Source organism: Macellibacteroides fermentans (assembly GCF_013409575.1).
GTDB lineage: Bacteria > Bacteroidota > Bacteroidia > Bacteroidales > Tannerellaceae > Macellibacteroides > Macellibacteroides fermentans.
In genome coordinates, this window is sequence record NZ_JACCCY010000002.1 from 536057 (window position 1) to 557521 (window position 21465).

Here is a 21465-nt window from a genome sequence, read left to right on the forward strand (position 1 = left end):
TAAATGGATAAAAACACATTAATTGGTTTTCTGCTTATAGGGGTTGTATTATTTGCGTTCAGTTGGCTGAACCAACCCACGCCTGAGCAGGTAGAGGCGCAGCGCCGTTATCAGGATTCAATCGCACAGATTGAACATGCCAGACAGTTGGATCAGTCCCGTAATGATAAATTGCCGCTTGCAACGGCTGCAGATTCTCTGCCTGGTGAATCTGACTCTGCACGGATGCAGAGAATTCGTTCTGAATACGACGTTTTTGCTGACGCAGTAATCGGAGAGGAGCAATTTACTACCCTGGAAAATGATAAGGTGGAAATCCGCTTTACAAACAAAGGGGGACGGGTTTATTCTGCCCGTCTGAAAGACTATAAAACGCACGACTCATTGCCTCTTATTCTTTTTGAAGGCGACGAGGCCTTGTTAGATTTTACATTGGTAACAGCAACGAACCGGGTTGTTAATACAGCTGGAATGTATTTTCAGGCGATTCCCGGAAACGATCCTAATACACTTACCATGCGCCTGTCTGCCGGCGATGGCCGCCATCTTGACTTTACTTATACATTGAGTAAAGACGATTATATGGTGAAGATGGATATAAAGGGTACCGGATTGAATGGAGTTCTGTCTCCCAGCACCAATGCATTGGATATCAATTGGGAACAAAAGATCCGTCAACAGGAGAAAGGCCGGAAGTTTGAAGACCAGTATGCCGCAATCTATTACAAATTTGTGGCTGACGATGTAGAATATCTGAGTGAAACCAAAAACGATAGCAAACAACTATCAAACCGGTTGAAATGGATTGCCTATAAAGATAAATTCTTCTCTACAGTTCTTATTTCCGAAGATGGTTTCGAAGCTACCAACCTTGCCTCAAATCTTATTCCGGAAGGTAAGTTTATAAAGGAATGCAAAACAACAACATCTGTTCCTTTCGATTTACGTGGGGAGAAGACTACCTCGCTTCGCTATTTCTTTGGTCCGAATAAATACAATTTATTAGCGGCATATGATAATGATGTGGCCAGTGCCGATAAACTGGAACTAGAAAGACTGGTACCCCTGGGTGCAAGTATTTTCCGTTGGATCAATCAGTATTTCATTTTACCGTTATTCAATTTCTTCGGTAATTTTATTGGAAGCTATGGATTGATTATCTTCTTGCTTACGTTGCTTGTTAAAATAATCTTGTTCCCGCTTACTTATAAATCTTATATGTCGTCGGCCAAAATGAGGGTTCTTCGTCCGCAGGTGGAAGAAATCAATGCAAAATTCCCCGGACAGGAAAAGGCTTTGGAGCGTCAGAAAGCAACCATGGAATTATATAGCAGAGCCGGGGCAAGTCCGATGAGCGGATGTTTGCCGATGTTATTGCAGATGCCTATCCTGATTGCCATGTATATGTTTTTCCCCTCGTCGATCGAACTTCGTCACGAAAGTTTCCTCTGGGCGAAAGACCTTTCAACGTATGATGCTGTTATTAGCTGGACTACCAATATTCCGCTTATAACTCCCTATTTTGGAAATCACATCAGTTTATTCTGTTTGCTGATGACAATCACGAATATTATATACACTAAATTCAACATGGACCAGACAAATACCGGACAACAGCAGATGCCGGGTATGAAGGCTATGATGTATATGATGCCGTTGATGTTCCTGGTATTCTTTAATCAGAATGCATCAGGTCTGAGCTACTATTATTTCATCTCTACATTGATCACAATTGTTCAGACATTGATTTTCCGTTATACAATCAATGAAGACAAATTGCTGGCAAAACTGGAGGCAAATAAAAAGAAACCGGCCAAAAAATCGGGCTTCATGAAGCGTCTTGAAGATGCTCAGAGAGCACAACAGGAGCAATTGAAGAAACAACAGAAAGGAAAAAAGTAAAATAATCCGATCTTTTAATATTAAAAGGGATAAACCGCAGTCTGCGGTTTATCCCTTTTGTTTATTTGTCTGAAAATCAATAATGTAAACTTGTTTGTGAACAGTGTTCACAACGCCCATATTAAATATGAATGAATTAGATGATACAAAATTATAACGAAAAGTGACGTTTCTTTAGATTTTGAAACAAAAGGAACCCTGTTGTTTTACATTCTCTATCCTTCTTTACCAAACATCTTCTTACTTTTGCCCTATGTTTGTTGACCTGCTAATGACTCTACGTTTAGGCAGCCAGCCACTAATGATATTTACACATAACATTTAATTATTTATCAACTTAAATCAGTTCTTTATGGAAGAAAAATGCAGTACATTTTCTTTGCGTAAGTTGTCTTCTAGGCTTATGCAGATGGTAATTGTTACAGCCTTCTTGTTAGTAAATTGCCTTCCGGCAATGGCTCAATCGAACACTAAGGTAAAGGGTGTGATCACTTCTGGAGCCGACGGATTACCTTTGATAGGGGTAAACGTTGTCGAAAAGGGTACAACCAATGGAACAGTTACGGATTTTGATGGAAACTTTGAGTTAACCGTATCTTCTAACGCAGTTCTCGACATCTCTTATATTGGTTTCTTAAGCCAGGAGGTAAAGATTGTTGCAGGAAAAACTACTTACAATGTTGTATTAAAAGAAGACTCGCAAGCACTTGATGAAGTAGTGGTTGTGGGTTATGGTGTTCAGAAAAAGAAATTGGTTACCGGTGCTACAGTACAGGTAAGCGGAGACAACCTTCAGAAATTAAGCACAACCAATGTGTTGGGAGCTTTACAAAGCCAATCTCCCGGGGTAAACATTACCCAGAGTTCGGGTCAGCCGGGTGAATCATTCAAAGTGGTGATCCGTGGTTTAGGAACCGTAGGCTCTGCCGGACCTCTTTACGTAATTGACGGCGTTGCTGGTGGCGATATCAATGCACTGAACCCCTCCGATATTGAGGCAATCGACGTATTGAAGGATGCAGCATCAGCAGCTATTTATGGTGCGCGTGCAGCCAATGGTGTAATTCTTGTAACTACGAAACAGGGTAAAGCCGGTAAGCTTCAACTATCGTACGACGGATATTACGGAGCTCAGTATCTGGCTAAATTACCTCCGTTGTTGAATGCAAGAGAGTACATGTCCATGATGGACGAAACGCGTTATAATGAGGCAAGTCCGCTTCACGATTGGGCTGGTTTATTACCAACAGATCTTTATAACTCAATTATGGACGGTTCATGGCAAGGTACAAACTGGATAAAGGAGACTTACAACGAAGCGGCTCCAACCCAGAATCACTCATTTAACCTGGCAGGTGGTACAGAACAGTCTAAATTCTCCCTGGGTTTCTCATACACGTCTCAGGAAGGTATTTTGGGAAAGCCGGTTCAATCTCAATTTGACCGTTATACCGCCCGTATTAATTCGGATCACGTATTGTTAAAAGTGAAAGATTTTGATGCCATTAAGATTGGTCAGACATTGAACTTCAACTACAATACCAAATCGGGTATCGCCATTGGTAATATTTATGGAAACTCTATCCATAATATGTTGATTGGTAATCCATTGTTGCCTGCTTATGATGCTGAAGGAAACTTCTACGATTACGATGATAAAGTAGATAATGGCTGGGATTTTGATGGCAATACAGCTAACCCGCTTGCAGTAACGGCGCTTTCTAACTGGGGATTAAACTTGTCTAAAAATTATGCTTTGCAGTCGAGTGCTTATTTGGAAATCCAACCAATAAAAAACCTGGTATTCAGATCTCAGTTCGGTTACAAGATGACAGCTTCTTCTTATCGTTCGTATGATGGTATCCGTCACTTGTCAAATAATATAGATGTTGCAATGGACAATGTATATCAGAGTGCAAGCTCGGGTCATAACATTACGTTGGATAACACAATCGCCTATAAATTCAACGTAGCCGATTTGCACCAATTTGATGTTGTAGTTGGTCAGTCAGTTGAAAAATGGGGTATGGGATCAAATATTGATGCAAGTGGTAATAACTCCATTTTTGAAGGGTCCTTTGACCATGCATGGGTTGATAACACCAAACCAACTGTATTGTCTCAACGTGGTGCCGGTGGTTCTCCATGGGGCGAAGGCGCTTTAGCCTCCTTCTTCGGCCGTGCCAACTACAACTACAAAGAAACCTACATGGCTTCTTTGACAATGCGTGCCGACGGATCTTCTAACTTTGCAAAGGGAAAACGTTGGGGATACTTTCCTTCAGCTTCTGCCGGTTGGGTGATGACCAACGAAGGCTTTATGGAAGATACGAAGAGCTGGATGGATTTCATGAAACTTCGTGCAAGTTGGGGCCAGAATGGTAACGCTGCTATCGATAATTTCCAATACCAGACTACGTTTGCTTTTGATGAGAGCAATGGTTATTATTTTGATTCAGGAAAACTTACTCAGACCGTAGGAGGTTATGCAGACATTCTTGCTAATCCGGATGTAACCTGGGAAACTTCGGAGCAGCTTAACTTTGGTTTTGACTCTCGTTTCCTTAATTCACGATTGGGTTTGACCTTCGACTGGTATGTGAAAACTACTAAGGACTGGCTCGTTAGAGCACCTATCTCAGGTGTTTGGGGACTAAATCCTCCATTTGTTAATGGTGGTGATATTGAAAACCGTGGTTTTGAGATTGCCTTGAACTGGAATGACAAAGTGGGTGACTTTAATTACGGTGCAACAGTAAACTTTGCCCACAATAAGAATGAGGTAACTCGTATCGCTAATACCGAGGGTATTATTCATGGTGATGCCAATGTATTAAGTCAGGGAACAACCGAAATGTATCGTGCACAGGAAGGCTATCCAATCGGATACTTCTATGGATACAAAACAGCAGGTGTGTTCCAGAACTGGAGTCAGGTGGATGGTACTGCTGCCAAATATGCCGGAGCTCAGCCGGGTGATTTGATTTTTGTTGATACGGATAATGATGGAAAAATCACTGAAGGAGACCGTACGCAGATTGGTAATCCGCATCCGGACTTTACCATGGGTCTGAACCTTAATTTCTCTTACAAAGGTTTTGATTTGAACATTACTGGAGCAGGTGCATTTGGCCAGCAGATTGCTAAATCGTATCGTTCCTTTGCGGATTCTCCCTTACAAAATTATACGACAGATATTTTTGGTCGCTGGACTGGCGAAGGTACATCCAATAAATTGCCTCGTCTGACTTCAGGTAGCCATACAAACTGGCAGAATATTTCTGATATATATATTGAAGATGGTGATTATCTGAAAATTCAGAACCTTACAATTGGCTACGACTTTAAGAAGTTGTTCCCAACAATGCCTCTTGGACAAGCACGCTTGTATTTAACAGCTCAGAACCTGTTCACATTTACCGGTTATTCGGGTATGGATCCGGAAATTGGTTATGGCTACGATAAGAGTTGGGTTTCTGGTATTGATTTGGGTTATTACCCAAGCCCCAGAACATATATGGTAGGTGTAAATCTTAAATTTTAAATGAGAGAATAAATATGAAAAAAGTATTATATATTGCCGCTTCTGCGCTACTGTTTACAAGTTGCGAAAGTTTCTTGGATACAGAAAGTTACACAAAGAAAACAACAGCGAATTTTCCAGTAACGGAAAAAGATGCGATTCAAATGGTTACAGGCGTATATGCAACCTTGAATAAATCTATTGCCAACTGCCAGAATACCTACTTCTATTTGTCGGAACTAGCTGCCGACGACCGTTTTGGTGGTGGTGGTGAAAATGATAAGGATATGCAAGTCCTGGATCACCTGATGTATACTAACATTGATCGTTTCCAGTCTTTCTGGACTGATCGTTATTCTGGAATTAACCGCGCTAATTGGGCTATCGCGAATTTGGACAAGGTTGAGAATGAAACCATGAGAAATCAAATGATGGGAGAGGCTTTGATTCTTCGTGCATTCTTTTATAATGAATTGGCAGAAATGTTCGGTAGTGTACCTCTTATTACTACAGTACCTCAAGATGTTGCAGACGCTCAGGTTTATCCGGCACAGTCTCCAGTAGATGATGTATATGCTGCTATTGCTTCCGATTTGAAAAAAGCGATCGAAATTATGCCGAATAACAAATGGAATAATACCGTTTCTGGTAGCGGACACTTAACTAAATGGACTGCAGAGGCTCTTTTAGGGCGTGTATTCCTTTTCTATACAGGTTTTTATGGTAAGGAATCTCTTCCTTTAATGGGTGAAGATGGTGCAATTGCTGGATCAATTGCAAAAGCAGAGGTTGTTACAGCGTTGGAGGATTGTATTAATAACAGTGGCCATGAATTGGTTAGCGATTTTCGTAGTTTGTGGCCTTATACCAATACAGTTTCAAAGCCATTTTACCCTTTGGAGGGTAATCCTCAATGGGTGAAAGATGGTGAAAATCCAGAACAGGTTTTTGCAATCAAATGTTCTCATTTGGCTGACTGGAGTACTACAATTGGATATTCAAATCAGTATATGTTGCATTTTGCAATCCGTAGCCACGGTGGTGCCGATCAGTTTAAAAATCTTTTCCCATTCGGTCAGGGTTGGGGAGCTGGTCCGGTTAGCCCGAAACTTTGGAAAGAATGGCAAGCAGCAGAACCTAATGACCTACGCCGTGAAGCATCTATCCTTGATGGTTCGAAGACCAAAGATTATACATATGGCGCTGATAAACAGATGGAAGAGACTGGTTTGTGGCAGAAAAAAGTAATTGCAACAACTGCGCCAAAGTCTACGAAGGCAGTTGAGTTAGACGGCAAAATAGAAACAGTAATTAATGAGTTGTTCAACAGCTTTACATCATCTGATAAATATTATGGTGATGGTAAAGATGATGACTTCCAGTTGGGGCATGAGGTTGACTTAAATGTAATCCGTTTTGCAGATGTGCTTCTGATGCACTCAGAACTTACACAAACTGCCGATGGAATGAACAGGGTACGTGCACGTGCAAAACTTCCAGCAGTTACCTACTCTGAAACAGCTTTACGTAATGAACGTCGGTGGGAGCTTGCATTTGAAGGTACTCGCTGGGCTGATATCAGACGTTGGGGTATTGCAGAACAGGCTCTTAGCAATCAGTTAGGTTCTGATATCTGGAACCGCGGCGTAGCTACTGTGATGAAAAATCAAGGTGCCGGCTATGCAGCTCGTTACGCTGCAACCAAGGGATTCATGCCAATTCCACAAACAGAAATTGATCTATCCAATGGTGTTTTGAAACAAAATGCCGGATGGGATGCTTCTGCAGTCTTTGTAAGTTGGAATGAATAGTAAAATGTTAAATTTAAATCTTAATAAGAATCTTATGAACAAGACATTAATATATTCAATGTTAGCTGCTTCATTACTGATGGTTGCTTGTGATCCTGCGGAAGACAGAGATGTGCTTTCTGGAGCTATAACAGCCGATCAATTGAATATTACAGCTACACCTCAAGTGGTTGATGGGAAAAATTCGAACTACATCGATTTAAACAGCGATGGTGTTGGTACCTTGACCTCCTGGTTTTATGGTAACGGAACTACCACAAGCACAAAAACAACCGTTCAGGTGGTGCTTGCCGGCCAGCGGGAAATTGTTTTTACCGGATTGAATCACGATGGAACCTACATAACAAAAACATTGACTGTACAAGTTGATACATTGATTGGTGTTGCACCGGAATGGGGTATTCTGTGCGGTACCGGTGAGAAAAATTGGGTATGGGATAATACGTTAAGCGCCGTTTGGGGTAACGGAGGTTACTTAGGAAATACTTCACCGGGTTGGTGGACAGTTGCTCTGGCTGATATAGATGGTCAGGCTAAAGGTGAAGGGGCTGGAGCTAAAATGACCTTTTCAGTCAATGGATCAACTTTGACCAAAACCAAATCGGATGGTTCAACTACCAAAGGGTCATTTGCTTTTGATATGTCAGCTATAACAAATGATGATAATGGGGTTCTTTGGGCTAAAGGTAAACTGACGACTAAGAATATTACCATGCTTTGTGGTAAATCGCCCAATGAAGGTAATGCTCCGGTGTATTCGTACGACATTCTGAAACTGGATGACCAGAAAATGGTTCTTGCTTATCCTGAACCAAAATCTAAGGCTTGGGAAACTGCATGGTTCTGGATGTTTAGAGCTGAATAATAGGTTGTTTATAATTTGAAAGAGTGCAGGGGAACTCCTGCACTCTTTTTATCTCATAATAAGTTTATGTAATTAACATTAAGTAGTATTATGCCAAAAGTTTATTGCTTTATCACTCTTCTGTTTATGTTGTCCTGTGCTTCTTTCGAAAGTAAATATGTAATTGAAGGAAAACTGAAGGGAAAAACATACGATGGAGAATTTATTTATTTAGTTCCGGTTGAGGGGGCTACTGCCGAGACGGTTGATTCTGTACAGATAAGGGATGGTGTTTTTAGATTCGAAGGGGATGCTTCAGTCCCTTCAATTTGTATACTACGAACCCGACCTTTGTTACGAATGGAATTGCAGGAGTTACTTGTTGTTACTGAACCGGGAACAATCAGCGTTATACTTGATACAGAGAGCTCTGCCAAGGGAACTCCTCAGAATGAAGCCCTTCAATTGTGGAAAGAACAGAAACGAAACTCTGATTTTGCATATACGAATATAAATCAGCAATTACTTGAAGCCGACGAATCTAAAAAAGAGGAACTAAAAAAGCTTCAAATGAAGTACGATAAGGAATATTCCAATTTTAATTATAATTTTGTAAAGCAATATAAGCATACGGCTGTAGGTGAATTTGTGTATAAGATGACCGGTTTTTCCTTTACCCCAGAACAAAAAAAGGAATTAAACTCCTTGTAAATTACATGCTAAGGCCGTTGTATGTAACTTTAAAATGAAAATTATTCATGACAAAAAAGGAAGTACTTATCAAAGCTGGATCTGTAATGATGTTTGCTATACTATGTATAGCTTTCTTTCAATTTTTTTATCCGTATCATCTGTTTATTAAAGAACAGCTACAGCTTTTTTTGTTTACTTCCGAATATTTTATCTCTTATTTATCTAAACCGGCTTCACTAGCCTCTTATCTGGGCGACTTCTTTACCCAATTTTTTTATCTTCGATGGGGAGGTGCTATAGTCTTAGCCTTGCTGCTTTGTGTGGAGTGGCTGCTGATTGTTTGTTTGTTGCGAAAACTGGGGGCAGAAAAGAATGTGTTGCTTTATGCTTTCTTTCCCATTATTGGAGAATGGGTATTGCATTGTGGACTGGGGTATTCCGTGTCGTCTACTATTACTGTAATTCTTTGTATAATTATTTTTTTGCTTTACGCCACAATTAAAAAACGATTTATCGCATTTCTGGTGGCGATTCTTCTTCAACCCATTTTGTATGCATTGCTGGGAAGTGGATTGTTTACATTTAACCTATTACTCTTGCTGACAGATTCTATCAGAAAAGAGAAATTGAACTTATTAGCATACGTAATTCTTTTTACGGGTATTTTGATTCCGTTTTTATTGCGCTCTCATTATCTGTTGACTATCGAACAAGCATATATCTATCCTCATAGAGAATTTATGGCATTTGTGCCACCTCTTTTAATAATAATGCTTGCTGGTGGCATGTCTTCCCGGGAGGTTAGAATATACACTTCCGATATCAGATATACTCCTTTCCTTTTTGGATTACAACTTATATTGTTGATAGGAGGTGTACTATCCAGAGCAAATTTTCACAGAGAAAAGATCCTTTCGCTTGACAGTGAGGCGTATTTTGGGAACTGGTCGAAGGTTTTGAAACAGGCTTCTTCTTATAATCTAAATGATAATATCACAACTTATTATACAAATCTGGCATTGGCTCGCTACGGTCAGCTTCCGGACCACATCCTGGAGTTTTATCAGCCTGCAGCAGACGGACTGTTTTTACCCGTAAACCCGAATGCTTCTCCTTTAACGATCTTCTTTAGCAATGAGGTGTTCTTTTATCTTGGGGATATGAATATGGCACAACATTCTTCTATGCTGGGAATGATTTTCTCTCCAAATAACAGAAGCTCTCGTCTTATCAAACGATTGGCAGAAATCAACATGATTAACGGAGAGAAAGAGGCAGCACGTAAATATTTAAGAATGCTTGAACCTACTCTTTTCCATCGTGCATGGGCTAAGAAGCGTTTGCAGGTTCTTGATGCCGATACATTGATTGCCTCAACAGATGCCTGGCTGAAAGAGAAACGAAGCATGATTCCGAAACGCGACACGCTGCGTAGTTCGACCGATTATCTTGCATCATTAAATCTTCTGGCCTCAAGTAATCCGGCAAATAAAATGGCGGTCGACTATCTGTTATGCTATCATTTGTTATCGAAAGATATCCGGTCTTTTACCAATGCCTATAACCGCTATGTAAAAGATACTTCTCCTTTATTACCCCGGATTTATGGAGAGGCATTGCTGATAAGTCTTCTAAACTCCAAAGCAACGGATAAAGAGGTTCAATCTTACGGAATATCTCCGGATATGATTCGTGAATTTGCCGAGTATACAAGATTGTACGAGCAAAGTAACGGACGAGGGGAGTTGTTGCAGGCAAAATTTGGAAAGAGTTACTGGTTTTATTTTCACTTTGCAAAAATGGATACAAAATGAAGCAAATTATATACTACTTACTTTTGTTACTGCTTATCATTCAGTCGGGATGTAACCGTCCGTCTGAGATACAGAAGATTGATGGAATGCCACCGATCTATCCAGATTATACCAATATTACTATCCCGTATAACATAGCTCCCTTAAATTTCTTATTACGAAATAAGCCGCAATCTGTCGAAGTTTCTGTTAAGGGGAAAAATACATCCTTTGTCGTATACGGAAATGAAAAGATACAATTCCCCGAAAGGAAATGGAGATCATTATTGGAGTCCGAAAAAGGGAATGATATAACAGTTGAGGTTACAGTTGAAAAAGATGGGAAGTGGTATCGTTATGCTGCGTTTAAATGGAAAGTATCTATCCATAAAATTGATTCGTATTTGAGTTACCGAAGGATTGAACCAGGATACGAGGTGTGGAATAAAATTCAGATATGTCAGCGGAATCTGGAGAATTTTTCTGAAAAAGTATTGGCGGATAATAATCTGACCGATGGATCTTGCATGAATTGCCACATTTACAATCAACATCAGAAGGATGTTTCCCTTTTTCATTTAAGGGGGAAAATGGGAGGAACAATTCTGAATAGGAATGGGAAGCTTCGAAAATTAAATACAAAAGGAGTCAATAGCTTTGCTCCGGCGGTTTATGGGGCCTTCCATCCTTCAGGACGCTTTGGTGTCTTCTCGCAAAATACAATAATTCCGGAATTTCATGCCTATCGCTCCGAACGTCTGGAAGTATATGATACCGCATCAGATCTGGTTATTCTCGATTTTGATAAAAACAGTGTAAATACATCCTCATTGGTTTCAGGGGATCAGACATTGGAAACTTTTCCTGTGTTCTGGGCAGATGGAAAGTCGGTTTACTATTGTGCAGCTCCTCAGTTGCCTTTACCCGACAGCATCCGTTCACTTCGTTACAGCCTGATGCGAATCGACTTTGATGAGAAAAGCGGTAAATTTGGCAATAAGATTGACACCATTCTCTCTGCAAATAGTCTGCAACAATCGGTCAGCTTCCCCAAGGTTTCTCCAAACGGACGTTTTCTGCTTTTCTGTGTATCAGATTATGGCACTTTCCCGATTTGGCACAATGAAACTGACTTGCGTATGCTTGACTTGAAAACAGGATGTGTTGATTCCCTTAAACAAGTAAACGCCTGGTATTCGGATTCATATCATAGCTGGTCGTCCGAAAGCAGATGGCTTGTTTTTGCAAGCAAACGCGACAACGGAATATATGGAAAGCCCTATTTTTCATATATAGATAACAACGGAGTAGCCAGTAAACCATTTGTTCTGCCTCAGAAAGATCCGGCTTATTACGATTATACACTTATTTCATTTAATATACCCGAATTGTCGAAAGATGGTGTATCTTTCGGAGCAATGGATGTAGAAGATGCCTATTTTAATTTACCGACGGATGAGATGAAGTAAATAAAAATTATTCGAATGAAGATACTATTAAGAAATGCCAACGGGATGCTGACACTCCTACTAGGAGTTGTTGTCTTTATTTTTTATGCTTTTTTCTATGCAAATCACCTGCATTTCCAGGAGCAGCTGCAGTTATTTCAGTTTACAGTGCCCTATTTCATGGAATATATTTCTATTCCTTCCGGGTTCTCGGCCTTCCTGAGTCAGTTTATTACCCAGTTTTTCTATTTACCGTGGGTTGGACCAGTATTGATGGCGCTACTTATGGTACGCTTGCAATTAATGGTAAAATGGGTTGCTTTCCGGATAAAGAGGAATCCAGGTCTGGAACCATTTACATTGGTTCCTCCTCTTTTTTTATGGGCTCTTCTATGTGACGAAAATTATATGCTTGGGGGATTGGTTGCATTAATTCTTACGCTTCAGTTGGTTTGGGTGCTTACTAAAATCAGTTCGCCTGTAGTACGTATCGTTGCTACAATGATTTTTATCCCGATTACCTACTGGCTTGCAGGAGGTACTGCGATACTAATGCCTCTGATCATGATTGTATTTGAACTTACTCGTCCCACTGAAAATAGAGTGTCGGTCTGGTGGATTGGTGCAGGATATCTAATTTTAATGCTTATTTCGCCACTAATCGCTAAAAACTACCTGGTTCTTCTTCCATCAATGCAGGTTTTTATCGGATACGGTTATTATCGTTATCTTATTTATCTGCCTTTTGGTATCCTGCTGTTATGGGCGTTGACGTTTTTAGTAATGCTATTGTATGCTTTTTTGTCAAAAAGTGTGATGGATGGAAAGAAGAGTTTACCATTTTATATCTCTTCGCTTTTTCTTGTGTGGGGCGGAGCTGCGTATCTGGTAGCAGGCTCTTATAATCGCATCGCCGAGGAGGTTATGACTTATGATTACTTAGTCCGGACTCAACAATGGGATAAGGCAGTGGCTATGGCCGAAAAAGATGCCCCAGCTAATCCGCTTGCAGTAGCAAGTCTTAATCTGGCCCTTAGTCAGAAGGGACTATTAGGGGATAAGATGTTTCATTTTATTCAGAATGGGAGTGAGGGGTTGATTCCGCAATTTGATAGAGACTATCTCTTGCCTATGATGGTCGGGGAGGTTTATTACTATCTTGGATTGACAAATACAGCACAGCGTTTTGCATTTGAAGGAATGGAGGCTATTCCCGATTATCAAAAAAGCGCCCGCTGTTTGAAACGGTTGGCCGAAACGAATTTAATAAACGGCTCTTATGAAGTTTCCAGAAAGTACCTGCTCATACTCCAAAATACTTTTTTCTATAAAGATTGGGCTACCGAAACGCTTACCTATTTGGGAGATGAAGATCGGATCAATGCTCATCCGGAGTGGGGGAGAATTAGAAAATTCAGACCTAAAGAAGATTTCTTATTTGATGGGAATCAGCTGGATATGATATTAGGAATGCTTATTCAGCAAGAGCCGACGAACCGGATGGCATACGAATATCTGATGGCCTATTGTTTGCTAAATAAAGATTTACCACATTTTATGCAGTATGTCGACTTAGGGAAAGAGATAGGTTATAACTCGATGCCGATCAGTTATCAGGAAGCGGCTTTATATGTATGGGGATTGCAATCGACAGATCTGAGCCAGACACCTTTCCCAGTCAATAATGAGGTAAAAAAACGGATGCAGACATATGCAGGCATCTATACAACAAGAGAGGATGCCCAGATGTATCTTGAAAAGGAGTTTGCTGATACTTACTGGTATTATTTCCATTACAGATACAAAAATATTATTAAGAGAAACGAAGAATTCAGGCAAATGCATTGATGCTATATCACGCCTTTTATCTACTAATTTAAACCATAAAAGAAGATGAAAACTATATATACATGGATGATTCTATATCTGTTACTTTTTACAAGTTGTGGGGAGCAGGTAATTAATCCGGAAAAACTTAATGTTATACCACCTGTTTTTCCGGATTACGCAGGAGTGACAGTGCCTGCCAGCATTGCCCCTCTTAATTTTGTCCTCTCAATCCCGTATGATAAGATTGATGTAACTATTTCCGGAAAGAAGGGAAGCTTACATATTCAGTCGGACAAGGTTGCAGCCTTTCCCCCGTCGGACTGGAGTTCCATTGTTCAGGAGAACATAGGAGATAGTCTGCAAATTACAGTTTCGACCAAATCAGAGGGTAAATGGAGGCAGTATCTTCCTTTTGCCATCTATATTTCGCCCGATTCGATTGATTATGGCTTGGTGTACCGTCTGATTGCTCCGGGATATGAAGTCTGGAGTAAGATGGGTATCTATGAAACCTGTTTAAGTACGGCTAAACAATCTACTATTCTGGATAATAAACTGATGGCCCCTAATTGTATGAACTGCCATACATTTCCGCAGAATAATCCTCGTAAGATGAGTCTGCATATCCGGGGAGCAAATGGGGCTACAGCATTGGTGCAGGACGGATCGATTGAAATGCTTGCAACTAAAACGGATAAAATGATTGGTAATGCACAATATACATACTGGCATCCATCCGAAAAATATATTGCTTTTTCGACAAATAAAACCCAGCAAGGCTTTCATGGAAAGGATGAAAAACGTGTGGAGGTAATCGATTTGGAGTCGGATGTCTTTGTTTATGATATTGTTAACAACGAAATGGTAAGTTGTCCCCAATTAAGTAGTAAAGAGTCGTTCGAGACTTTTCCCTCTTTTTCAGCAGATGGCAAAACTCTTTTCTTCTGTACAGCAGCTGCGCGTCCGATTCCCGAAGAATACAATCAGATACGTTATAATTTGTGTAGTGTATCGTTTGATCCTGTTTCACGGACTTTCGGAAATAAAGTAGATACTCTGGTTGCTGCCGAAGCTATGGGTAAGAGCGTATCTTTTCCAAGACCATCATACGATGGAAAGTATTTAATGTTTACCATGTCTGATTATGGAAACTTTTCCATATGGCATAAGGAGGCCGATTTATGGTTGGTCGATCTAAATACAGGAATTTCACGTTCTCTAACCGAAGTTAATAGCAATGATGTGGAAAGTTATCACAACTGGAGCAGTAACTCACGCTGGTTTGTATTTAGTAGCCGACGGATTGACGGACTTTATACCCGTCCTTTTATTGCGAACATTGATTCGAATGGAAGAATTGGAAAACCATTTCTTTTACCGCAAAAGGATCCGGAAGAATATATACGCAGTTTTTATTCATATAATCTTCCGGAATTTGTAACAGGACCTGTGGACGTAAATCCCCGAGACCTGGCTGCGGCAGCAATGAAGCCTGAACGCAAACAGGTGAAACCGGCCAATTAAAACTTGCGGAAGGTGTATTTTTTATTGTCGGCTTTAAGAATTAATTGTTTGCGGTCGACTTTCTCAACACTGTAATGACGTGTAGCTTCTGTCCAATCAGTATAGGGTAAAAAACTGGCAACAGGTACAGGATTGTCGGTAAGCTCGATAACAATTGAGTTGTTGTCCGGCATGTTGTTGAATCCATACTCAGATCGGAAACTATCAGACTTGGGACTGTAAATCTGATACATAAAAAGAGTATTTTGAAAGTTGAAATAGATTGTATCTACAGTCGTTACCTGTCCATCGGATTCAACCTGTTGCATTTGCCATTTCCCTTCCAGGGGAGTATTTAATTCTTGTCCGCAAGCACTCAAAAGTAGTAAGGCTATGGCGGATAGGGCTATTTTTTTCATTAGTTTATAATTTTGTGAAGTATGCGAATCAGTAGTTGAAATCACTTGCTGATTCATTTAGTTAAAATGTTGTTATACAGTTTATTATTACATTAAAATATTTCTTAATCTCCCTGGAAATCAGTATCTTAGAAGAATAAAACCACTCATTTTTCTAATTATGATTCCCAAGGAGAAAGAACTTAAGCTTATAAAAATATATATGTATATCTGCGATATCTATGAGTCTTCACTGAAATTTTGTTGTCAGAGATTCAGTAATAATGCAACTCCTATCTTCACCGACCAGGAACTGCTTACTGTATACCTGTTCTGTGGAGCTTATCAACGCTACTTCAGTATCAAAGAGATACATACATTCACTAAAGAATATTTGCTTTCTTGGTTTCCTTGTCTACCTTCTTATCAGACGTTCAATTATCGATTGAACCTGTTAAGTGAGGCAATTAATGAACTCGTAAAGCATCTCATTACATCCTTTAAACCAGAAGATTGCGACAATATGACATCACTGATCGATTCCATGCCAATTGTTACCTGCAAAGGAAAGAATAAAACAGGAAAAGTGGCTACAGAAATTGCAACAAAAGGCTACTGCTCTACCAAAAATATGTACTACTTTGGTTTGAAACTCCACACGTTAGCTTTCAGAAGGAAAGGAACTATTCCATTCCCTGAGATGTTGATACTTTCATCTGCGGCAGAGAACGATTTGACGGTACTTAAAACAGAAGCAGCAGACAGCCTGACCAATAGAAGTATCTTTGCCGATAAAATCTACTCCGATTTCTCTTTTTGGGGAGAAAAACACAGGGAAATAGGTCTGGATATGCTAACTCCCGTAAAAGCTATTAAGGCTGAAGAGCCCGTAATTACTCAAAGAGAGAAAGCCCACAGAGACTTATTTTCGACGGCTGTTTCTAAAGTCAGACAACCCATAGAGTCTTTCTTCAACTGGTTGAATGAGAAAACAAATATTCAAAGAGCGATGAAGGTCAGATCAACATCTGGACTTCTTATACATACGATGGGGAAAATAGCCATCGCATTCATTTATCTAATTGTTTAAAACAAATGAATCAATGTCAAATACTGATTCGCATGAAGTACAAATTTAGATAAAAATAAGCATATTCTATCAAGAATATAGAAATTGAAGGGGTAATGCTGCTTAATATATAGACGATTGCACCAGATTAAGCAGAAGCAAAAATCCCGGGAAATTGTTATTTCCCCGGGATTAATCGCTTTACAGCCTACGTTCAATTAAAGAACTCCTTTGGTGGAAGGAAGTTCGTAGTTAAATATATCCCTACGGATGGCCATCTTTATTGATCTGGCCAATGCTTTGAATATCCCTTCTATTTTATGATGTTCATTCTGACCTTCGGCTTTGATTGTGAGATTCATCCGGGCTGCATCACTTAGGGATTTGAAAAAATGAAGAAACATTTCGGTTGGCATGTCTCCAATCTTTTCTCTATTGAATGTTGCATCCCATACAAGCCAGGGACGACCTCCAAAGTCTAAGGCAACCGTACAGAAACAGTCATCCATAGGCAGACAATATCCATAACGTTCTATTCCCCTTTTATCTCCAAGCGATTTTAATAAAGCTTCCCCTATTGCAATTGCCGTGTCCTCAATGGTATGGTGTTCGTCAACTTCAAGATCGCCTTTCACTTTAACAGTAAGATCTATCCCGGCATGTTTGCCGATCTGATCAAGCATATGATCAAAAAATCCCAATCCGGTAGCTATGTCTGTTTTACCTTTTCCATCCAGATTTACTTCAACATAAATATCTGTTTCGCGCGTGGTTCGCTTGATAACAGCTCTTCTTTCTCCAGCAAAAAGAAACTCAGTGATTTTATCCCAGTCACCCGTACATAAAACACAACAAGCCTCAAGATCTCTGGCTTTCAATTGCTGATCAGCATCTTCTCCATCGTATAGCCAGATTGCTTTCGCACCTAAGTTTTTAGCCAACTCCACATCGGTCAGCCTGTCTCCAATCACAAAGCTGTTAGTCAGGTCGTACGAACCATCCATGTACTTATGTAGCATTCCGGTACGAGGTTTCCGGTTGGGTGAGTTCTCTTCGGGCATTGACGGATCAAACAACAAATCATCGAATGTGATGCCTTCACCTTCCAATGCTTTCATAAGTTTGTTTTGCGCAGGCCAGAAAGTCTCTTCCGGAAAGGATGCAGTACCCAAGCCATCCTGATTGCTGACCATCACAAATTCGAAGTCCAGCTTTTTGCGGATGAAATATAGATTCCTGAAAATTTTAGGATAAAATTCCAGCTTTTCCAAGCTGTCCAGCTGATAATCGACAGGAGGCTCAACCACCAGCGTACCATCTCTATCTATAAATAGGGCTCTTTTCATATTGCGGCTTTTTTTAGCGATTCAATTAAAGTCTCATTTTCTACAGGAGTACCCACTGTAATGCGCAAACAGCCCAAACATAAGGCAATATTGGTGCGGTTTCGTACTATAACTCCTTGTTCGACAAGGTAGTTGTAGAGCTTGTTTGCATCTTCTACCTTTACTAATACAAAATTAGCATCGGTTGGGTAAATCTTCTTTACAATAGGAAGAAGACTGAGCCTGCTAATAAGTTTTTCTCTTTCCTTAAGCAATACTTCAACCCATTCGTTTACCTTGGATGGATTCTCCAACAGATCAATTGCATATTTCTGAGAAAGCTGGTTGATATTATATGGATACTTTATCTTATTTAGTACAGCTATAATTTCGGGAGAAGCAAAGGCCATCCCTAAACGTATACCGGCACTTCCCCAGGCTTTTGATAAGGTTTGCAACACCACTAAATTTGGATAAGTGCTAAGCTCACTCAAGAACGAAGGTTCCGAAGAGAAATCAATGTAGGCTTCATCCACCACTACGATACCTCCGAATCCAACGAGCACTTTGCGAATCTCCTCCCGATTCAGACTGTTCCCGGTTGGGTTGTTAGGTGAACAAAGAAATAAAAGTTTGGCAGCAGATGCCTCTTTGTGCGATAACAGATTTTCGGCCTTAAACTGAAACTGTTCATCAAGTAGTACCGGAATATAGGGTACATTATTCACATCTGCGGCAACTTTATACATCCCGTAGGTAGGATCGATGGCCAGAATACAGTCTCTGGCGGGTTCGCAGAAAGCTCTTATCAATAAATCGATGGGTTCGTCGCTGCCGTTCCCCAATAGAATGTTTTTTACATCCACCTTTTTAATTTCAGCAATGCGTTCTTTCACTTTCCACTGCATAGGATCCGGATAACGATTATAGGGGGCATTGTATGGATTTTCGTTAGCATCCAGAAAAACGGAGGCTTCACCATGGAATTCATCTCTTGCTGATGAATAAGGTTTTAAATTCCATACATTGGGGCGAACTAATTCTTTTAACTCTTTCATACATATATAATTTATAATTGAAAGGTATGAGGTGCGAAACTTATTCTATGCATGACCGTCGACTTCGTTAATGGTGCGTTTACTCTTTTCATAAACTACTAAGTCTTATAGTTACCGCATTACGGTGTGCATCCAATTGTTCTCCAGCAGCCATTACCTCAATGGTATTACCTAAATTTCTTATTCCCTCTTTTGTAATTTCCTGAAAGGTGATTTTTTTGATGAAACTATCCAGATTTACACCGCTGTAAGAACGGGCATAACCATTGGTCGGCAACGTATGATTGGTTCCCGAAGCATAGTCGCCGGCACTTTCAGGAGTATACGCACCCATAAAAACACTTCCTGCATTGGTAATCTGATCTGCTATGAAGTCATAATTATTTGTTTGTATAATCAGGTGTTCCGGAGCATACTGATTGGTGAAACGAATTACTTCGGCATCGTCTTTCAAGACGATTATACGGCTGTGCAAAAGCGCTTTCTCAGTAATCTCTTTGCGAGGTAATTTCTCCAATTGTTCCTGAACAGCTTTTACAACAGGTTCTACAATTTCTTCGGATGTGGTAACAAGTATAGCCTGACTATCGGGACCATGTTCTGCCTGCGATAGAAAATCGGCTGCAATAAACTCCGGATTGGCATTTTTATCGGCTATAACTTCAACTTCCGAAGGTCCTGCCGGCATGTCGATCGCTACTTCCTTTAGGCTAACCAGCTGTTTTGCTGCGGTAACATATTGATTTCCTGGGCCAAAAATCTTGTATACTTTAGGTACAGACTCCGTCCCATAGGCCATAGCCGCAATTGCTTGTATACCTCCGACTTTGGCAATAATACTGACTCCAGCTATTTTAGCTGCATACAATATTGCCGGATGTAGCTTTCCTTCCTTATTGGGTGGCGAGCACAATACGATCTCTTTACAACCTGCAATCTTTGCTGGAATAGCTAACATGAGAACCGTCGAAAACAGTGGTGCGCTACCTCCGGGAATATATAATCCTACTTTTTCAATGGCAACAGCCTTTTGCCAACAGGTTACTCCGGTTGTGGTTTCAATACGATTACCGTTAAATTTTTGTGCTTCATGAAACTTTTCAATGTTGTTTTTAGCAATAAGAATAGCCTCTTTTAATTCAGAATCCACCAAGGTCTCAGCTTCGTTTATCTCAGTTTCACTTACCAACAAATCTGATATTTTAACTTTATCGAATTGCTCCCCATATTTTTTTACGGCTTCGTCGCCTTGGGTACGTACTTCATCTAAAACTTTTTGAACGGTACCGAACAACGAACTTACATCCAGAGCCGGACGTTTTATAAGTTTATTCCATTCATCCGGATTGGGGTATTTTATAATTTCCATACTACCATCGTTTATAAAATCATTTTTTCAATCGGAATAACCAGTATACCTTCAGCTCCTAGAGCTTTCAGCTTGCCTATTATCTCCCAGAAGTGCTTTTCAGCAATTACAGATTGTATGGATACCCATCCCTCTTCGGCTAACGGAGTTACAGTAGGGCTCTTCATCCCGGGGAGGATTTCGATTATTTCCTTTAATTTATTTTCCGGAGCATTTAGCAGTACATATTTTTTCCCTTCAGCTGTTTGAATGGCTTCGAAACGGAAAATCAGCTCATCCAGAATTTCTTTTTTTGAATCGGTAAGTTCGCTGTTTGCGATAAGAAGGGCTTCGCTTTGCATTACTACATCTACTTCCTTTAATTGATTGCTCACCAATGTACTTCCAGAACTTACAATATCGAAAATTGCATCTGCCAAACCAATGCCAGGAGCTATTTCCACGGATCCACTGATAACATGTAATTCGGCCTTGACTTGCTTTTGTCTCAAATAGTCCTTCAGAATTTCGGGGTAGGAGGTTGCAATGGTTTTTCCATTAAACCACTCGATTCCTTTATATTCTTCATCTTTCGGTATAGCTAAAGATAATCTGCATTTGCTAAATCCCAAGCGTTTAATCAATAGAGCTTCCGCTCCTTTTTCGATGTACTCGTTCTCTCCAACGATACCAATATCCGCTACTCCGTTAGCCACCGATTGTGGTATATCATCATCGCGCAAGAAAAGTACTTCGACCGGAAATCCCTTTGCCGAAAGTAACAAGGTACGTTTCCCTTTATTCAGTTTTATACCAGCTTCTTCAAGAAGCATCATTGTTTCTTCAAACAACCTTCCTTTTGATTGTACTGCAATTCGTAACATATGTCTGTTTTTTAAATTAATACCTATATACCGACA

The 21465-nt window shown here is 40.2% G+C and carries 15 protein-coding genes; 10 read left to right on the forward strand and 5 right to left on the reverse strand.

Features of this window, described 5'->3' with window-relative positions; all coding sequences use genetic code 11:
• Positions 1-3: 3 nt before the first annotated feature.
• The 9 genes from yidC to F5613_RS07325 all read left to right on the forward strand — a co-directional run bounded on the left by yidC (position 4) and on the right by F5613_RS07325 (position 15368).
• Positions 4-1902 carry a membrane protein insertase YidC gene (gene yidC, locus F5613_RS07285; protein ID WP_179399262.1) on the forward strand — a complete coding sequence of 633 codons (1899 nt, stop codon included), beginning with the start codon at positions 4-6 and terminating at the stop codon, positions 1900-1902.
• 352 nt (positions 1903-2254) lie between these two features.
• Positions 2255-5446, forward strand: coding sequence for a SusC/RagA family TonB-linked outer membrane protein (locus tag F5613_RS07290; RefSeq protein WP_246303370.1), 3192 nt, complete (start codon positions 2255-2257; stop codon positions 5444-5446).
• 14 nt (positions 5447-5460) lie between these two features.
• Positions 5461-7236 carry a RagB/SusD family nutrient uptake outer membrane protein gene (locus tag F5613_RS07295; protein WP_179399263.1) on the forward strand — a complete coding sequence of 592 codons (1776 nt, stop codon included), beginning with the start codon at positions 5461-5463 and terminating at the stop codon, positions 7234-7236.
• Between the two features lie 34 nt (positions 7237-7270).
• Complete coding sequence (locus F5613_RS07300) at positions 7271-8101, forward strand: hypothetical protein (protein WP_179399264.1); 831 nt, start codon at positions 7271-7273, stop codon at positions 8099-8101.
• 90 nt (positions 8102-8191) lie between these two features.
• Positions 8192-8791, forward strand: coding sequence for a DUF4369 domain-containing protein (locus tag F5613_RS07305; protein WP_179399265.1), 600 nt, complete (start codon positions 8192-8194; stop codon positions 8789-8791).
• A gap of 47 nt (positions 8792-8838) precedes the next feature.
• A complete protein-coding gene (locus tag F5613_RS07310) occupies positions 8839-10587 on the forward strand; it encodes a DUF6057 family protein (RefSeq protein WP_179399266.1) in 1749 nt (582 codons plus the stop codon).
• Positions 10584-12035: a TolB family protein gene (locus F5613_RS07315; protein ID WP_179399267.1), complete on the forward strand. Its 1452-nt coding sequence runs from the start codon at positions 10584-10586 to the stop codon at positions 12033-12035. Before F5613_RS07310 ends, F5613_RS07315 begins: the two co-directional genes overlap by 4 nt.
• Before the next feature lie 15 nt (positions 12036-12050).
• Positions 12051-13862, forward strand: coding sequence for a DUF6057 family protein (locus F5613_RS07320; RefSeq protein WP_179399268.1), 1812 nt, complete (start codon positions 12051-12053; stop codon positions 13860-13862).
• A 45-nt stretch (positions 13863-13907) separates the two neighbouring features.
• The gene (locus F5613_RS07325; protein WP_179399269.1) at positions 13908-15368 is read left to right on the forward strand and encodes a TolB family protein; all 1461 of its coding nucleotides are present in this window, start codon (positions 13908-13910) and stop codon (positions 15366-15368) included.
• Here F5613_RS07325 and F5613_RS07330 read toward each other — a convergent pair.
• Complete coding sequence (locus F5613_RS07330; protein WP_079681844.1) at positions 15365-15766, reverse strand: lipocalin-like domain-containing protein; 402 nt, start codon at positions 15764-15766, stop codon at positions 15365-15367. The genes F5613_RS07325 and F5613_RS07330 overlap by 4 nt on opposite strands.
• A gap of 160 nt (positions 15767-15926) precedes the next feature.
• On the opposite strand from F5613_RS07330, the gene F5613_RS07335 reads away from it, so the two are divergent.
• Positions 15927-16835 carry a transposase gene (locus F5613_RS07335; protein ID WP_246303365.1) on the forward strand — a complete coding sequence of 303 codons (909 nt, stop codon included), beginning with the start codon at positions 15927-15929 and terminating at the stop codon, positions 16833-16835.
• A 197-nt stretch (positions 16836-17032) separates the two neighbouring features.
• Here the strand turns inward: F5613_RS07335 and hisB are convergent, their stop codons facing one another.
• From hisB to hisG, 4 genes are all read right to left on the reverse strand, one after another.
• Positions 17033-18160 carry a bifunctional histidinol-phosphatase/imidazoleglycerol-phosphate dehydratase HisB gene (gene hisB, locus F5613_RS07340; protein WP_179399270.1) on the reverse strand — a complete coding sequence of 376 codons (1128 nt, stop codon included), beginning with the start codon at positions 18158-18160 and terminating at the stop codon, positions 17033-17035.
• Positions 18157-19197: a histidinol-phosphate transaminase gene (gene hisC / locus F5613_RS07345; protein WP_079681846.1), complete on the reverse strand. Its 1041-nt coding sequence runs from the start codon at positions 19195-19197 to the stop codon at positions 18157-18159. The genes hisB and hisC overlap by 4 nt, the downstream gene beginning before the upstream one ends.
• A gap of 88 nt (positions 19198-19285) precedes the next feature.
• On the reverse strand, positions 19286-20566 hold the full coding sequence (gene hisD, locus F5613_RS07350) for a histidinol dehydrogenase (protein ID WP_179399271.1): 1281 nt from the start codon (positions 20564-20566) through the stop codon (positions 19286-19288).
• Between the two features lie 11 nt (positions 20567-20577).
• The gene (hisG, locus tag F5613_RS07355; protein ID WP_179399272.1) at positions 20578-21429 is read right to left on the reverse strand and encodes an ATP phosphoribosyltransferase; all 852 of its coding nucleotides are present in this window, start codon (positions 21427-21429) and stop codon (positions 20578-20580) included.
• Positions 21430-21465: the final 36 nt, after the last annotated feature.

Bases quoted from the DNA above. Each gene is read 5' to 3' on its own strand.
- F5613_RS07330 (WP_079681844.1), bottom strand. From the start codon at position 15,766: ATGAAAAAAATAGCCCTATCCGCCATAGCCTTACTACTTTTGAGTGCT.
- F5613_RS07310 (WP_179399266.1), top strand. From the start codon at position 8,839: ATGACAAAAAAGGAAGTACTTATCAAAGCTGGATCTGTAATGATGTTT.
- F5613_RS07295 (WP_179399263.1), top strand. From the start codon at position 5,461: ATGAAAAAAGTATTATATATTGCCGCTTCTGCGCTACTGTTTACAAGT.
- hisB (WP_179399270.1), bottom strand. From the start codon at position 18,160: ATGAAAAGAGCCCTATTTATAGATAGAGATGGTACGCTGGTGGTTGAG.
- hisD (WP_179399271.1), bottom strand. From the start codon at position 20,566: ATGGAAATTATAAAATACCCCAATCCGGATGAATGGAATAAACTTATA.
- yidC (WP_179399262.1), top strand. From the start codon at position 4: ATGGATAAAAACACATTAATTGGTTTTCTGCTTATAGGGGTTGTATTA.
- F5613_RS07300 (WP_179399264.1), top strand. From the start codon at position 7,271: ATGAACAAGACATTAATATATTCAATGTTAGCTGCTTCATTACTGATG.
- hisC (WP_079681846.1), bottom strand. From the start codon at position 19,197: ATGAAAGAGTTAAAAGAATTAGTTCGCCCCAATGTATGGAATTTAAAA.
- F5613_RS07325 (WP_179399269.1), top strand. From the start codon at position 13,908: ATGAAAACTATATATACATGGATGATTCTATATCTGTTACTTTTTACA.
- hisG (WP_179399272.1), bottom strand. From the start codon at position 21,429: ATGTTACGAATTGCAGTACAATCAAAAGGAAGGTTGTTTGAAGAAACA.
- F5613_RS07315 (WP_179399267.1), top strand. From the start codon at position 10,584: ATGAAGCAAATTATATACTACTTACTTTTGTTACTGCTTATCATTCAG.
- F5613_RS07305 (WP_179399265.1), top strand. From the start codon at position 8,192: ATGCCAAAAGTTTATTGCTTTATCACTCTTCTGTTTATGTTGTCCTGT.
- F5613_RS07290 (WP_246303370.1), top strand. From the start codon at position 2,255: ATGGAAGAAAAATGCAGTACATTTTCTTTGCGTAAGTTGTCTTCTAGG.
- F5613_RS07320 (WP_179399268.1), top strand. From the start codon at position 12,051: ATGAAGATACTATTAAGAAATGCCAACGGGATGCTGACACTCCTACTA.
- F5613_RS07335 (WP_246303365.1), top strand. From the start codon at position 15,927: ATGATTCCCAAGGAGAAAGAACTTAAGCTTATAAAAATATATATGTAT.